The organism is Actinoplanes sp. NPDC051861, from assembly GCF_040681145.1.
Classification (GTDB): Bacteria; Actinomycetota; Actinomycetes; order Mycobacteriales; family Micromonosporaceae; genus Actinoplanes.
Map to the genome: position 1 here is coordinate 840,315 of NZ_JBFAYE010000001.1, position 14,583 is coordinate 854,897.

The 14,583-nt window shown below is 70.6% G+C and carries 17 protein-coding genes; 10 read left to right on the forward strand and 7 right to left on the reverse strand.

What is annotated here, in order from left to right:
• The first annotated feature begins 6 nt into the window (after positions 1-6).
• The 4 genes from leuC to AB0M02_RS04160 all read left to right on the forward strand — a co-directional run bounded on the left by leuC (position 7) and on the right by AB0M02_RS04160 (position 3,488).
• Positions 7-1,461, forward strand: a complete 1,455-nt coding sequence (gene leuC / locus AB0M02_RS04145; RefSeq protein ID WP_364221097.1) for a 3-isopropylmalate dehydratase large subunit — start codon at positions 7-9, stop codon at positions 1,459-1,461.
• Positions 1,462-1,476: 15 nt separating this feature from the next.
• Positions 1,477-2,064, forward strand: coding sequence for a 3-isopropylmalate dehydratase small subunit (leuD, locus tag AB0M02_RS04150; protein WP_364221100.1), 588 nt, complete (start codon positions 1,477-1,479; stop codon positions 2,062-2,064).
• A 175-nt stretch (positions 2,065-2,239) separates the two neighbouring features.
• Positions 2,240-2,977, forward strand: coding sequence for an HU family DNA-binding protein (locus tag AB0M02_RS04155; RefSeq protein WP_364221102.1), 738 nt, complete (start codon positions 2,240-2,242; stop codon positions 2,975-2,977).
• A gap of 88 nt (positions 2,978-3,065) precedes the next feature.
• A complete protein-coding gene (locus AB0M02_RS04160; protein ID WP_364221105.1) occupies positions 3,066-3,488 on the forward strand; it encodes a hypothetical protein in 423 nt (140 codons plus the stop codon).
• Here AB0M02_RS04160 and AB0M02_RS04165 read toward each other — a convergent pair.
• From AB0M02_RS04165 to cofC, 4 genes are read right to left on the reverse strand one after another with little or no spacing between them, the layout of a single operon-like run.
• On the reverse strand, positions 3,445-4,341 hold the full coding sequence (locus AB0M02_RS04165) for an NUDIX hydrolase (RefSeq protein ID WP_364221108.1): 897 nt from the start codon (positions 4,339-4,341) through the stop codon (positions 3,445-3,447). The two genes, AB0M02_RS04160 and AB0M02_RS04165, sit on opposite strands and share 44 nt — an antisense overlap.
• Entirely contained in the window at positions 4,341-6,638 is a 2,298-nt protein-coding gene (locus tag AB0M02_RS04170; protein WP_364221111.1) for an RNA degradosome polyphosphate kinase, read from the reverse strand. Before AB0M02_RS04170 ends, AB0M02_RS04165 begins: the two co-directional genes overlap by 1 nt.
• Positions 6,639-6,693: 55 nt before the next feature.
• Positions 6,694-6,891, reverse strand: a complete 198-nt coding sequence (locus AB0M02_RS04175) for a cold-shock protein (RefSeq protein ID WP_364221113.1) — start codon at positions 6,889-6,891, stop codon at positions 6,694-6,696.
• A 20-nt stretch (positions 6,892-6,911) separates the two neighbouring features.
• Positions 6,912-7,553, reverse strand: coding sequence for a 2-phospho-L-lactate guanylyltransferase (gene cofC, locus AB0M02_RS04180; protein ID WP_364221116.1), 642 nt, complete (start codon positions 7,551-7,553; stop codon positions 6,912-6,914).
• A gap of 132 nt (positions 7,554-7,685) precedes the next feature.
• Here cofC and AB0M02_RS04185 point away from each other — a divergent pair, with 132 nt between their 5' ends.
• Genes AB0M02_RS04185 through AB0M02_RS04200 form a run of 4 tightly spaced genes read left to right on the forward strand, consistent with a single transcriptional unit; the run spans position 7,686 to position 10,883 of the window.
• Complete coding sequence (locus AB0M02_RS04185) at positions 7,686-8,411, forward strand: lysophospholipid acyltransferase family protein (RefSeq protein ID WP_364221119.1); 726 nt, start codon at positions 7,686-7,688, stop codon at positions 8,409-8,411.
• Entirely contained in the window at positions 8,408-9,400 is a 993-nt protein-coding gene (locus AB0M02_RS04190; RefSeq protein WP_364221122.1) for an NAD(P)H-dependent glycerol-3-phosphate dehydrogenase, read from the forward strand. Before AB0M02_RS04185 ends, AB0M02_RS04190 begins: the two co-directional genes overlap by 4 nt.
• Positions 9,397-10,527, forward strand: a complete 1,131-nt coding sequence (locus AB0M02_RS04195; RefSeq protein ID WP_364221125.1) for a cystathionine gamma-lyase — start codon at positions 9,397-9,399, stop codon at positions 10,525-10,527. The genes AB0M02_RS04190 and AB0M02_RS04195 overlap by 4 nt, the downstream gene beginning before the upstream one ends.
• The gene (locus AB0M02_RS04200; RefSeq protein WP_364221128.1) at positions 10,524-10,883 is read left to right on the forward strand and encodes a hypothetical protein; all 360 of its coding nucleotides are present in this window, start codon (positions 10,524-10,526) and stop codon (positions 10,881-10,883) included. The genes AB0M02_RS04195 and AB0M02_RS04200 overlap by 4 nt, the downstream gene beginning before the upstream one ends.
• A gap of 152 nt (positions 10,884-11,035) precedes the next feature.
• On the opposite strand, the gene AB0M02_RS04205 is transcribed toward AB0M02_RS04200, so the two are convergent.
• Positions 11,036-11,557 (reverse strand): hypothetical protein, encoded by a 522-nt coding sequence (locus AB0M02_RS04205; protein ID WP_364221131.1) that lies wholly within the window; start codon positions 11,555-11,557, stop codon positions 11,036-11,038.
• A gap of 27 nt (positions 11,558-11,584) precedes the next feature.
• Here AB0M02_RS04205 and AB0M02_RS04210 point away from each other — a divergent pair, with 27 nt between their 5' ends.
• Positions 11,585-12,679: a D-alanine--D-alanine ligase family protein gene (locus AB0M02_RS04210; RefSeq protein ID WP_364221134.1), complete on the forward strand. Its 1,095-nt coding sequence runs from the start codon at positions 11,585-11,587 to the stop codon at positions 12,677-12,679.
• On the opposite strand, the gene AB0M02_RS04215 is transcribed toward AB0M02_RS04210, so the two are convergent.
• Together AB0M02_RS04215 and AB0M02_RS04220 are read right to left on the reverse strand one after the other, a co-directional pair.
• Positions 12,676-13,299, reverse strand: a complete 624-nt coding sequence (locus AB0M02_RS04215; RefSeq protein WP_364221137.1) for a DUF3515 domain-containing protein — start codon at positions 13,297-13,299, stop codon at positions 12,676-12,678. The genes AB0M02_RS04210 and AB0M02_RS04215 overlap by 4 nt on opposite strands.
• Position 13,300: 1 nt before the next feature.
• Complete coding sequence (locus AB0M02_RS04220; RefSeq protein ID WP_196413799.1) at positions 13,301-13,534, reverse strand: Lrp/AsnC ligand binding domain-containing protein; 234 nt, start codon at positions 13,532-13,534, stop codon at positions 13,301-13,303.
• Positions 13,535-13,630: 96 nt separating this feature from the next.
• On the opposite strand from AB0M02_RS04220, the gene AB0M02_RS04225 reads away from it, so the two are divergent.
• Positions 13,631-14,569: a thiamine-phosphate kinase gene (locus tag AB0M02_RS04225; protein WP_364221140.1), complete on the forward strand. Its 939-nt coding sequence runs from the start codon at positions 13,631-13,633 to the stop codon at positions 14,567-14,569.
• Positions 14,570-14,583: the final 14 nt, after the last annotated feature.

Genomic DNA, 14,583 nt, shown 5'->3' on the forward strand with positions numbered 1-14,583 from the left:
GTCCAGATGGTGGGAGTCACTCCCCAGAGCGGGAAACCCAGGACCCTGGCCGAGAAGGTCTGGGATGACCACGTGGTGCGCACGGCCGAGGGCGAGCCCGACCTGCTCTTCATCGACCTGCACCTCCTGCACGAGGTCACCAGCCCGCAGGCGTTCGACGGTCTGAGGATGGCCGGCCGCAAGGTCCGGCGCACCGACCTCACGCTCGCGACGGAGGACCACAACACCCCGACCGGTTACGCGGATCCCGCGTTCAACACCCGGCGCGGCGAGCTGCTAACGATCGCCGACACCGTCTCGCGCACGCAGATCGAGACGCTGCGGAAGAACTGCGCCGAGTTCGGCGTCGAGATCCGCCCGCTCGGTGACGTGAACCAGGGCATCGTGCACGTCATCGGCCCGCAGCTGGGCCTCACCCAGCCCGGCACGACGATCGTCTGCGGCGACTCGCACACCGCGACGCACGGCGCGTTCGGCGCGCTGGCCTTCGGCATCGGCACCAGCGAGGTCGAGCACGTGCTCGCCACCCAGACGCTGCCGCAGTCGAAGCCGAGGACGATGGCCGTCACGGTCGTCGGCGACCTGCGCCCCGGCGTCTCGGCGAAGGACCTGATCCTCGCCCTGATCACGCAGACCGGCACCGGCGGCGGCAACGGCCACATCGTGGAGTACCGCGGGGAGGCCATCCGCAAGCTCTCCATGGAGGGCCGGATGACGATCTGCAACATGTCGATCGAGTGGGGCGCCAAGGCCGGCATGATCGCGCCGGACGAGACCACGTTCGCTTACCTCAAGGGCCGCAAGCACGCTCCGCAGGGCGCCGACTGGGACGCCGCGGTCGAGTACTGGCGGACGCTCACCACCGACGAGGGCGCCGAGTACGACACCGAGATCATCCTCGACGCCGACCGGATCAGCCCGTTCATCACCTGGGGCACCAACCCGGGCCAGGGCGCCGCGCTCGACAGCGTGGTGCCGAGCCCGGAGGACTTCCTGGACGAGGTCGAGCGCGGTGCCGCCGAGCGCGCGCTGGCGTACATGGACCTCACCCCGGGCACCCCGTTCCGCGAGGTGCCGGTGGACGTGGTGTTCGTCGGGTCCTGTACCAACGGGCGGCTGGAGGACCTGCGGGCCGCCGCCGACGTGATCCGCGGCCGCAAGGTCGCCGACGGCGTCCGGATGATGATCGTGCCCGGCTCCTACCAGGTGCGGGAGCAGGCCGAGGCCGAGGGCCTCGACAAGATCTTCACGGACGCGGGCGCGGAGTGGCGGTTCGCCGGCTGCTCGATGTGCCTGGGCATGAACCCGGACACGCTCAGCCCCGGCCAGCGCGCCGCCTCGACCTCCAACCGCAACTTCGAGGGCCGGCAGGGCAAGGGCGGGCGTACCCACCTGGTCTCGCCGCAGGTCGCCGCCGCCACCGCCGTGGTCGGCAAGCTGGCCGCGCCCGCCGACCTGTAAAGGGGAACCGCACCCATGGACAAGTTCGTCACTCACAGCGGCAAGGTCATGCCGCTGCGCCGTTCTGATGTGGACACGGACCAGATCATCCCGGCGGTCTATCTGAAGCGGGTCACCCGGACCGGCTTCGAGGACGGCCTCTTCAACGCCTGGCGCGAGGATCCCTCGTTCGTGCTGAACCGGCCGGAGCACGCCGGGGCCACCATCCTGGTCGCCGGGCCGAACTTCGGCACCGGCTCCTCCCGGCAGCACGCCGTCTGGGCGCTGCGCGACTGGGGCTTCAAGGTCGTCATCGCCTCCCGCTTCGGCGACATCTTCCGTGGCAACGCCCTCAAGGAGGGCCTGCTGCCGGTCCAGCTCGACCAGAAGGTCATCGAGAGCCTCTGGGACCTGGCCGACTCCGAGCCGGAGAAGCAGATCACCGTCGACCTGGCCGAGCGGGTGGTCCGGGTGGACGACGCCGCGTACGGGTTCCCGATCGACGATTTCAGTCGCTGGCGCCTCCTGGAAGGCCTCGACGACATCGGACTGACGCTGCGTCACGAGGAGACGATTACCGCTTACGAGAAGAGCCGGCCGTCTTTCAAGCCGGTCGTCGCGTGATCTGAATTCCTCCTCGCCTCGGCCACAATTCGCCCCCATCGGGTCGCCGATGGGGGCGAATTTCGTTGGGACACAACGGATTTTTGCCACGAATGTTTGTGTAAGCAGGTCACAGGGCATACCGTGCGCGCAGAATGGCCTGCGACGGGCCAGTTCTCACGTCCGGGAGGAAACCGTGAACAAGGCCGAGCTCATCGAGGCGCTCGCCGTCAAGCTGGGGGACAAGAAGACAGCGACCCTGGCATTGGACGCGTTCATCAGCGAGGTGCAGAACGCCGTCGCCAAGGGTGACAAGGTGGCGCTCACCGGATTCGGCTCGTTCGAGAAGCGGACGCGAAATGCGCGTACCGCGAGGAATCCGAGGACCGGGGAACCGGTGAAGGTGAAGAAGACGTCCGTGGCCGCGTTCCGGCCCGGCAGCACCTTCCGCGATCTGGTGGCCAGCGGCAAGCCGGCGAGGGCCACCGCCACCAAGACGACGGCGGCGAAGAAGACAACGGCGACCAAGGCGGCTCCGGCCAGGACGGCCGCCACCAAGACGACGGCTACCGCGGCCAAGAAGGCGAGCGCGACCAAGGCCGCGCCGGTCAAGACGACCGCCACCAAGGCGGCGACCAAGGCGGCGGCGACCAAGGCGGCGGCCAAGAAGACCACCGCCAAGGCGGCGCCGGCTTCCAAGGCGGCGGCGGCTTCCAAGTCGACGCGGCCGGCGGCCAAGAAGACGACGGCGACCAAGAGCACGGCGGTGAAGTCCACCGCCGCGGCGAAGAAGACCACGGCTGCGGCGGCGAAGAAGACCACCGCCACCGCGGCGAAGGCTCCGGCCAAGAAGACCGCTCGCAAGACGGCCACCCCGGCGGCTGCCCCGGCACGGGCACGCAGCGCGGGCGGCGGGACCCGCAAGGCCCGCTGAGCAGTACACGGCTGAGGCGTCCACCCGTACGGTGGACGCCTTTTCCGTGTCCCGGCGCGGATGCTCCCGGCCGTCCTAACGTCCGGGCATGGAACGCAGACCGCAGCCGCGTGGACTCGTCGCGCGGGCCACGCTGGCCGCGGCGATCTTCGCGATGGCTGTCGTACCCGGGTGGACGTTCGGCGACCTGGCCGAGCGGAGCACCGGATGGCCGGTCCTGGACTGGGCCGTCACCTGTGGCTGGTCCGGGCTGGCCGCCGCCTGGTGGGCGCCGTACTGCTCGTACCGGCGGCGGGACGGCTGGCTCGGTGCCGTCCCGCTCTACGGCTGGTATCTGGCCGGCGTGCTGAGCTGGCGGCTGGCGCTGCTGCCGTACCGGGACTGGGAACCGCGCCCGGACGAGCAGTGGCGGGCCCGCTGGCTCACCGGGGATCTGCTCGGTTACTGGCGTACCGACCCCGCCGCCGTCACAGCCTCGAGGCGGCCAGCAGCCGTTCGCCGGACCAGGTGAGCAGCCAGCCGTCGCCCTTGCGGGTCTTGAACGGCTCGTCGTCATCGTCGTTGTCGTCGTTGTCGCCGCCCAGCAGCGATGCCAGCAGAGGCGGCATCACCTTTCCCTGGCTGCAGATCACCACCCGCTTCTCGGGCAGCAGCGCGGCCAGTCGCGACCGCGCCAGGGACAGGCGCTCCGGCAGGTCGTCCGGGTCGGCCGGTTCGGCGAAGGCACCGTCCAGGACGATCGGCATGGCGCCGTACGCGGCGGCCAGCGGTTCCAGCGTCTGCTTGCACCGCAGCGGGGGAGCGGCCACCAGCCGGCGTGGCCGGAACGTGGCGAGCGCCTCGGCGATCCGCTCGGCCTGCCGCTGCCCGCGCGGGTCGATCGGCCGCAGTGGATCGGGACCGGCCCACTTCTTGCGCTCACCCGCGTGCGCGTGCCGGACCAGCGCCACCACGGCGGTCACCGGCGGCGTCGCGGCCACCCGGTCGAGCACCGCCCGCTCGTCGGCATAGGTCAGACGCGCGACGGCCTCCGGCAGCGACAGCCAGGCGAGGTCGTCGACCTCGTCGGTGTCCTGCACCGGACCGGTGTCGCCCGCGCGCATCAGCCAGAACTGGACGGTCTTCGGCCGCCCGTCCGGCAGCGGATAGGCGACCTCGGGCAGCCGCAGCTCCGGGATCCCGGAGCCGCCGGTCTCCTCGGCCACCTCGCGGATCGCGGCGGCCAGCGCGCCCTCGCCGGTCTTGAACGTGCCCTTCGGCAGGCTCCAGTCGTCGTAGCGCGGCCGGTGCACCAGGCACACCTCGATGCCGTCCGCGCCCGGGCGGTAGAGAACCCCGCCCGCGGCTCGTACCGGTTCCGGCATCAGCTGCGCTTACCGGTTACCCGCCGCAGCAGGGCCGCCTGCAGGTGGACCTGCGGGCGCCCGGGCACGCCGGTGCTGCGGTGCCAGTTGCCGTCGCCGTCCAGGTCCCAGCCCTCGGTCTGATCGCCCATCGACAGTTCCAGGACGTTGCGCATCTCCTCGCGGGCCGAGGCGAGCGTCACCTTCACCAGAGCCTCGACCCGGCGGTCCAGGTTGCGGTGCATCAGGTCGGCCGAGCCCATCCAGTACTCGGCGTCGGAGCCGGTGCCGAACCGGAAGATCCGGGAGTGCTCCAGGAACCGGCCGACGATCGAGCGGACCCGGATGTTCTCCGACATGCCCGGCACGCCCGGCCGCAGCGAGCACATCCCGCGGATCACCAGGTCGACCTTCACGCCGTCCTGGGAGGCCTTGTAGAGGGCGTCGATGGTCTGCTCGTCGACCAGCGAGTTCACCTTGAACTGGACCAGCGCCTCGCCGCCCTCGCGGGCGATCCGGGCCTGTTCCTCGATCCGCTCGACCAGGCCCTTGCGTACGCCGTGCGGCGCCACCAGCAGCCGCCGGAACCGGGTCTGCCGGCTGTACCCGGTGAGCACGTTGAACAGGTCGGTGACGTCGGCGCCCACCTCGGGGTCGGCGGTGAGCATGCCGAAGTCCTCGTAGAGCCGGGCGGTCTTCGGATGGTAGTTGCCGGTGCCGATGTGGCAGTACCGCTTGATCTGGTTGCCCTCCTGGCGCACCACCAGCGACGTCTTGCAGTGCGTCTTCAGACCGACAAGGCCGTAGACGACGTGGCAGCCCGCCCGCTCCAGGGTGCGCGCCCAGGCGATGTTGGCCACCTCGTCGAAGCGGGCCTTCACCTCGACCAGGACCACCACCTGCTTGCCCGCGGCGGCGGCGTCCACCAGCGCGTCCACGATCGGCGAGTCGCCGGACGTCCGGTACAGCGTCTGCTTGATCGCCAGCACGTTGGGGTCGGCGGCGGCCTGCTCTATGAAGCGCTGCACGCTCGTGGAGAACGAGTGGTACGGGTGGTGGACCAGGATGTCCGACTCGCGGAGCCGGTTGAAGACGCTGCGTGGCACCTCGCCGTCGGCCAGGTGCGGGTGGGTGGCCGGCACGAACGGCCGGTCCTTCAGATCGTCGCGGTCGCACTCGCCGAACACCTGCCACAGCGCGGACAGGTCGAGCAGGCCGGGCACCCGCAGCACGTCCTGGCTGTCCATGTCGAGCTCGCGGACCAGCAGGTCGAGCACGTGGTCGCTGATCGAGGCCACCACCTCGAGCCGGACCGGCGGGCCGAACCGGCGCTGCGCCAGCTCCCGCTCCAGGGCCTGCAGCAGGTCCTCGTCGCGGTCCTCGTCCACCTCCAGCTCGGCGTTGCGGGTCACCCGGAACAGGTGCCACTCCAGGATCTGCATGCCCGGGAAGAGCTGGTCCAGGTGGTTGGCGATCAGCTCCTCGACCGGCAGGAAGCGGACTCCCCGGCTGTCGTTCTGCACGGTCACGAAGCGGGGCACGTTGTTTGGGACCTTGACCCGGGCGAACAGCTCCGGGCTGTCGTCGCCCGGATAGCGCAGGGCCACCGCGAGGTTCAGCGAGCGGCTCGAGATGTACGGGAACGGGTGCGCCGGGTCGACGGCGAGCGGGGTAAGCACCGGGAAGACCTGCTCGCGGAAATACGTCCGCAGCCGGCCCTGCTCGGGCGCGTCCAGCTCCTTCCAGTTGACCAGCTCGATGCTCTCGGCGGCCAGCTTCGGCCGGACCTCGTCGGCGAAGCAGGCGGCGTGCCGGGTGACCAGATCGGCGGTCCGCTCGGTGATCATCTCGAGCTGGTGCCGCAGCGGGGAGCGGTCGCCGCCGCGCATCGGCAGGCCGGCGCTGAGCCGCCGCTTCAGGCCCGCGACCCGGACCATGTAGAACTCGTCGAGGTTGCTGGCGAAGATGGCCAGGAACTTCGCCCGCTCCAGCAGGGGCGTCCCCGGGTCCTCGGCCAGGGCCAGCACCCGGGCGTTGAAGTCGAGCCAGGAGAGCTCCCGGTTCAGGAAGCGGTCCTCCGGCAGGAGGTAGCCCTCCTCCGCCTCGTCCTCGTCCTCGTCGTCGTCCTCGTCCAGGGCGGTCAGAGGCGCCACGAACTCCGCGATCGGATCCGTGGTGGGGTCGGGCCCGGCGGTCGCTATCGGCTCCGCGGCCGACTGTTCCGTCGGGGAATCAGACGGATCCGGCTCTGGAACGGGGAGAAAGCGGCCGTTCGGGCCACGCCTACGGGTCTCGGGGGTCCGGGGCGGGGTTGGCATGCCTACATCATCGCCGTTCGCGGCGGAACGTGAAACGAACTACCGGATGATCGAGTCAGGCGACTCCGGGAATTAACACCCGGCGGATCGTCCCGGCCGGGTCGGACTCCACCGACACCCGCTGCCCGAGACGCAACAGGCGCAGGCCGGACCGGTCGAAGGCGTCCGATCCGAAAGCCAGTTCAGAGCCGTCGTCGAGGAGCAGCGTGCCGCTGCGGGTGGCCGCGTCGAACGTGGCGATGGTGCCCTGCATGAACCAGCACGCTACCCGTCTCAGGCCGCCGACGCGCACTCGGCGGTGAGTCCGAGATCACGCAGGAGTTCACAGGTGTGACGGCCGGCGCCCAGCGAGAGCACGGTGCCCAGGTCCTCGGCGGTGTCGACGTCCTGGCGCAGGCCCGGCCAGTCGCCGGAGATCCGCACCGCGCCGGAGGCGGCGTGCGCGGCGGCCGAACGCACCCCGAAGAGCGGGTCGAGCGAGGCGCGCGGCGGCACGGCGAGCAGCACCGTGCCGGTCCCCGCGGCGTCCGGCACGAAGCTGCGCGCGACGACCTGGTCCAGGGCCTCGTCCAGTTGCTCCGGGCGGAGCGCGGGCAGGTCACCGGCGAGCACCGCCCGGTACGCCGAAAGGCCGCCCACCTCGTCCGCACCGAACCGCAGAGCGGCGTTCAGCCCCGCACCCGGATCCGCCGCCACCCGCCCACCCAGGTCCCGCACCGCGGCGCGAACCGCGGGATCGTCCGTCACGACCAGCAACTCGGCCACGGCCGAGGCGGACAGCACCGCCGCCGCGGTGTCGCGCACCATCGCCAGGGCCAGCTGGGGGTGACGCTCCGCCGGAACGGCGCCCCGCAATCGCGTCTTGGCCGCGTCCAGCCGCTTGACCGGGATCACCGCCGTCCACTTCCGCACCACCCGACCAGTCTGCCAGCGGTTGATCGGCATACCCCTGCCTGGTAGCACCGACCTGGAGCGGGCATGATTTCGTCGCAGGTGAAACGTCGTGCGGGGGGAACGTCCGTCGCCGATCGAGGGACAGGGGCAGCCGTGGCACAGCGAAGGCTCGGATTCTGGCAGCGTGTCGCGGTGATGCTGGTGGTTCCGGTTATGACGTTGCTCACCAGCAAGACCTGGCTCCGCAAGGAGAACGTGCCGGCGGAGGGAGGCGTGATCCTCGTGCCCAACCACGTCTCGCACTTCGACCCGCTGGTCGTCGCGCACTACATCTACCGGGCCGGCCGCTGGCCGAGGTTCCTCGGCAAGGCCAGCGTCTGGAAGGTGCCGGTGATCGGGTTCCTGTTGAACAAGACCCGGCAGATCCCGGTCGAACGGGGCAGTGTGGAGGCGGCCAAGTCGCTGGACTCGCTGGTCGCGGCGCTGCGAGAGGGTGGTGCGGTGGTGGTCTACCCGGAGGGCACCACGACCCGGCACCCGGACCTGTGGCCGATGCGCGGCAAGACCGGTGCGGCCCGGCTGGCGCTGCTCACCGGCGCCCCGGTGGTGCCGATCGCCAACTGGGGCGCGCAGCAGATCTTCGACCCGCGGACCAACCGTCTGAAGCTGCGGCGGGTGCACGTCACGGTCACCGCCGGCGAGCCGGTCGACCTGAGCCGCTGGGCCGGGGTTGCGCCGACCCGTGAGGTGCTGGACGAGATGACCGACAAGATCATGATCGGTGTCCGGGACCTGCTCGCCGAGATCCGCGACGGTGAGCCGCCGGCGCTACACGAACGGCCCGCGCCGCGGGCCTCGACCTCGGAGGACGCACCATGAGGGCCGCCGTCATCGGATCCGGATCCTGGGGCACGGCGTTCGCCAAGGTGCTCGGTGACGCCGGCTCGGACGTGACCGTCTGGGGGCGGCGTGCGGCGGTGACCGCCGAGATCCGGGACCGGCGGACCAACGAGGGCTCGCTGCCCGGCATCCGGTTGCCGGAGAACGTGACCGGTACGACCGACCTGGCCGAGGCGGTGAGCGGTGCCGAGCTGATCGCGATCGCGGTGCCGTCGCAGACACTGCGCGGCAACCTCGCCGACTGGGCCGGCGCGTTCTCGCGCGACGCCACGGTCGTCTCGCTGATGAAGGGCATCGAGCTCGGCACCCTCAAACGGATGAGCGAGGTGATCACCGAGACCGCGGGCGTCGCGCCGGAACGCGTTGTGGTGGTCTCCGGGCCCAACCTCGCTCCCGAGATCGCCGCGCAGCAGCCCACCGCGACGGTGGTGGCGTGCGCCGACGAGGGACGCGCCAAGCAGGTGCAGCACGCGCTGGCGACGCCGTACTTCCGGCCGTACACCAGCGAGGACGTGGTCGGCTGTGAGCTGGGCGGCGCGACGAAGAACGTGATCGCGCTCGCGTACGGTATGGCGATCTCCATCGGCCTGGGCGACAACACCCGGGCCTCCCTGATCACCCGCGGCCTGGCCGAGACCGCCCGGCTCGGCGTGGCGCTCGGCGCCGACCCGCTCACCTTCGCCGGCCTGGCCGGGCTCGGCGACCTGGTCGCCTCCTGCTCGTCGCCGCTCGCCCGCAACCGCACGTTCGGCGAGCACCTGGGCCGCGGCGAGACCCTGGAACAGGCGCAGATCGCCACCCGGCAGACCGCCGAGGGCGTGAAGAGCTGCCTGTCGATCCGGGACCTGGCCCGCTCGAAGGGCGTCGAGATGCCGATCGTCGAGCAGGTGGAGCGGGTCTGCCACGAGGGCGCCGACCCCCGGATCGCGGTGAAACTGCTGATGACACGAGAGATGAAACCCGAGTGAGCCTTTCCGATCCTTCCGATTTTTCCGACTTTTCGGATGGCACCCGGGCCGTGCACGCCGGCCTGCCCACCCCCGTGGTCGGTGAGCCGTTCCTGCCGGGGCCGGTCTTCGCCGCGCCGTACCACCTCGACCCGGCCACCGGACCGGGAGAGAACGGATACGCCCGGACCGAGCACCCGACCCGGCGCGCGCTGGAGGCGGCGATCGGCTCGCTGGAGGGCGCGCCCACGCTGGTCTTCGCGAGCGGCCAGGCGGCGATCACCGCCCTGCTGCTGTCGGTGCTGCGCACCGGCGACACGGTCGCGCTCCCGGCGGACGGATATTTCACGGTACGAGCATTCGCCGAGGGCACGCTCCGCGATCTGGGCGTGAAGACGGTTCTGGTTCCGACCGCCGGGCCGTACCCGGACTTCACCGGCGTGCGGCTGGTGCTGCTGGAGACACCGGCGAACCCCGGCCTGGACGTCTGCGACCTCCGTGCCGTGTCGGCGGCGGCGCACGAGGCCGGCGCGCTGGTGGCGGTCGACAACACGACGGCCACGCCGCTCGGGCAGAACCCGCTGGCACTGGGCGCGGACCTGGTGGTGGCGTCCGGCACCAAGGCGCTCACCGGGCACTCCGACGTGCTGCTCGGCTACGTCTCGGCCGCCGACCCCGAACTGCTCGCCAAGGTGGAGACGTGGCGCAAGCAGACCGGCGGCGTGCCCGGCGCGTTCGACTGCTGGCTGGCCCACCGGTCCATCGCCACGCTCGACCTGCGGCTCGCCCGGCAGACCCGGAACGCGGCGGCGGTGACCGGCCTGCTCGTGGACCGCGACGACGTGACCGGCGTGCGGTGGCCGGGCCTGCCCTCCGACCCGTCCTATCCGGTGGCGTCGGCGCAGATGCGGCGCATCCCCGGCGTCGTCTCCTTCGACCTGGGCAGCGCGGAGCGGGTGGCCCGCTTCCTCACCGCTGCCGAACTGGTCTTCGCCGCCACCTCGTTCGGCGGCGTGCACACCACCGCGGACCGGCGGGCACAGTGGGGCGACGACACGTCACCCGGCTTCATCCGCTTCTCCTGCGGCATCGAGGACACCACCGACCTGCTCGCTGACCTGACCCGGGCGCTGGACGCCTCCCGGTGACCGCCTGGAGCACCTTCAGCGGGGACGAGGTGGCGGCGCTGACCCGGGGCGAGAGCTTCTTCGCCGCGCCGGGTGAGCGGGACTGCCCGGCGTGCGGCCGGCGGCGACTCCGGGCGTATGTCACGGCGCCGGAGAACGCGCGGCGGCCCACGTTGGTCAGCTACGTGTGGTGCTCGGGGTGCGACCGGTTCGTGGGGACGCGGGCCAGGCACCCGGAGGGCCTGATCTTCTCGGATCCGCTGGCGGCTCTTCCGACGTCCGAGCGGCGGGAGCTGGAGCGGAGCCTGAGCGGGTTTCTGGCTCATTTGGACGCCCTGTGGGACGCGGGCGCGCTGCCCCAGACGTTCACGGCCTGACCAGTGTGTGACTTTCGGGTGCGGAGCGGGGTTGAAGTTCACACGCTTGACTGACGCTTTGCGCCGGCGCGGGCGCTATGGCCCTGCGTTGCAGGTGGTCGCGGGTCCGGCTGGGCAGAGCGCGATTGCGCGTACCGTAAAAAGGTCTTGATCTAAGCGTGACCGGACACGAAATCATGGAGCCAGTCACGGGGGATGTCGGTTCCGTGATCCCCGCCGATGCGGCGAAGGGCCTCACCCGGCCGGATGCCCAGCAGCGCAAGAGTCATGGCAGCCAGCAGGGTCGAACGGCCCACGTCACCCACCGACTGGGTGACGACAAAACGGCCCGCACGGACCTCTTTGGCCAACCGCCCGGCGAGAGCGACCATCTCCCCGGCCTCCTCACGCGGATTCTCGGTGTGGGCCGGATAAGGGAGAAGTTCGATGCCGGCGGAATCCTCGGCCGGCTCCCCGGCGCAGACCAGGATCTGAACTCCGGCTCTCGCCAGCGCGCCCAGTTCCTGTGGCGTCCATGGCTCGCCGGTGGGGTGAGCCATCGTCGCGAGCTGGCCCGGACCTGGACCGGCGATCACGTGGAGTGCTGGAGCCATGAACTGTTCGTCTCCCCTTGCCGGTGCAATGGCGCCGCGATCCCATATCTGGCTTACGCAGAGTAGGGTCACCCCCGGCATGACCGCTAGCGAGAGGCGCAGAGAAGAGTGACGACCCCCCGCAAGACCCGCGTCGCGATCGTGTTCGGTGGCCGCAGCACTGAGCACGCCATTTCCTGCGTCAGTGCGGGTGCCATTCTCGGTGCGCTGGACCCGGATCAGTATGAGGCGGTCCCGGTCGGAATCACCCGTGAGGGTCGCTGGGTTCTCGCCGCGGGTGACCCCCGGCAGCTCGCCATCTCCGGCACCCGGCTGCCCGAGATCACGGCCGCGTCGGGCAGCGCGCTGGTGCTCGCGGCGGACCCGACGGCCACCGAGCTGATCGTGCGGGACCCGGCGGACGGTGTGTCGGAGCTGGCCGGTGTGGACGTGGTCTTCCCGGTGCTGCACGGGGCGTACGGGGAGGACGGCACGATCCAGGGCATGCTGGAGATGGCCGGGATCCCGTATGTGGGTGCCAACGTCTTCGCGTCGGCGGCGGCCATGGACAAGGAGTTCACCAAGAAGCTGGCGGTCGCCGAAGGCATCCCGGTCGGGCCGTATGCGGTGTTGCGCGCCGGTGTGTCGCTGTCCGAGGCGGACAAGGAGCGGCTCGGCCTGCCCGTCTTCGTCAAGCCGTCACGGGCGGGGTCGTCGACCGGCATCACCAAGGTGACCGACTGGGCCGACCTGGACGCGGCGATCGCCACGGCCCGGCAGATCGACCCGAAGGTTCTGGTCGAGGCCGCGATCGTGGGCCGCGAGATCGAGTGCGGCGTGCTGGAGGGCGAGAACGGCGGTGGGCCGCAGGCCTCGCTGCTCGCCGAGATCCATGTGGACGACGCGGAGTGGTACGACTTCGAGACCAAGTACCTGGTGGGCAGCCGCTACACGATCCCGGCGGACCTGCCGGAGCCGGTCACCCGGCAGGTCCAGGAGTACGCGTTGCGGACGTTCGAGGCGCTCGACTGCGCCGGGCTGGCCCGCGTGGACTTCTTCGTCACCGCCGACGACCAGGTCTTCCTCAACGAGATCAACACGATGCCGGGCATGACGCCCACCTCGATGTTCCCGCAGATGTGGGCGGCCACCGGCCTGGAGTACCCCAAGGTGGTGGACCGGCTGATCCGGACCGCGCTGAACCGGGGCACCGGGCTGCACTAGCTCGTGCAGCCGTAGGGGGACTCCGTCTTCGACTTCACGGTCTTGACGACGGTGTCGGAGAACTCGTTGGCCCACTGGGCGGGATTCTCGTACCCGTCCGGCACGGTCACCCGCACCGGGACCTCGCGATCCATCGTGGTGAAGGTGGCCGCGCCGGTTTCCGCCTTCGCGTACCAGCAGACCTGGTTCATGATCAGCAGCTCGGTGTCCATCGGGACGCAACCGGGGGTCTCGTCGTCGATGGTCTTGCACATGATCGGCTGCTGGACGCCGCACTGGACGGTGAGCGGGGGCTCACCGTATGCGGCGTTCTGCTCGTGGCCGGCCGTGACCTGCCGGGGCTGCAGGTCACGCACCGTGGACGGCAGTTGTGACGTCACGGCCAGACAGGCGGTCCGGCTCTTGTCGTCGAGTGGACGCTCCGCCATGGTCACAGGCGCGCTCGGCACCGCTTGTGGCTGTTGAAGCGATTTGTCGGATTTTTCGGGTTGAATGGTCATAAAGGCTAGGACGGCCACCAGGATCGCCACGGGTACGGCTACAGCGGTCGCCCAGAGGGCGGCGACGCGTGTCGTCCGATCCGGTTCCGGCGTTTTCGGTGGTGTGTCCAGGTCGACCATGTCAGAGGTTTACCACGGAGCAGGTGAGCGTCCTCGTGATGCCCGGCACGTACTGGACTTTGCTCACAATGAGCCCGCCGAGCTCGTCGACGGTATGCGCCTCGGTCAGCACGACCACGTCGTACGGCCCGGTCACCGCATCGACCCGGACCACGCCGGATATCTTCTCGATCGCGGCGGCCACGTCACGGGCCTTCCCGACCTCCGTTTGAATGAGGATGTATGCCTGGACCACGATCGACTCCAATCCGCCACCGTCGGTGATCCCCGATCGTGAAACTACCGTACGAAGCCGCATCGGAGCGGGACGCCACCATCGAAGGACTTGGACGTGAGCATCGCAGAGGCCGGTGAATTCGGATTGATCGGCCGAATCGTCACCCGGTTGGGCTCCGGCCCCGCCACCCTGATCGGTCCCGGCGACGACGCGGCGGTGGTGCGAGCGGCCGACGGACGGGTGGTGGCCTCCACCGACGTGCTGGTCGAGGGCCGTCACTTCCGGCGGGACTGGTGCGGGCCGACCGACATTGGTCACCGGGCCGCCGCGGCGAACCTCGCCGACATCGCCGCCATGGGCGCCACTCCCACGGCGTTGCTGGTGGCGTTGTGCGTGCCTCTCGGGCTGGAGGCCTCCTGGGCGGAGGGGCTCGCCGACGGGCTGAGCGCGGAGGCGGCGCTCGTGTCAGCCTCGGTGGTGGGCGGGGACATGTCGTCCAGTCCGACATTGACCATCGCGGTCACGGCGTTGGGAGACCTGGGCGGTGCGGCTCCGGTCCGGCGCGACGGGGCCAGGCCAGGCGACATCGTCGCGCTTTCAGGCAGGATCGGGTACGCGGCCGCGGGCCTCACGGTACTGTCGCGCGGCTTCCGGACCCCTAAGGTGCTCGTCGAGGCGTACCGCCGCCCGGCCGTCCGCTACGCGGCGGGACCGGAGGCGGCCGGCCTCGGCGCGACGTCCATGATCGACGTCTCGGACGGGCTCCTGCAGGACCTTGGCCACGTGGCGTCCGCGAGCGCCGTAGCGATCGACATCCGGCGCGAGGCGTTCACGGTGCCCTCACAGATGCGCGACGCGGCCTCGGCTCTGGGCGTCGACCCGTACCAGTGGATCCTCGCCGGCGGCGACGACCACCCACTGGCCGCGACGTTCCCCCCTGGCGTGCCGCTGCCGCCGGAGTGGCAGCCGATCGGCACGGTCCACGACGGCACCGGCGTAACCGTCGACGGCAAGCCCTGGACGGGCGGCCCCGGCTGGGACCACTTCCGCTAGATCTAGGCTTTGCC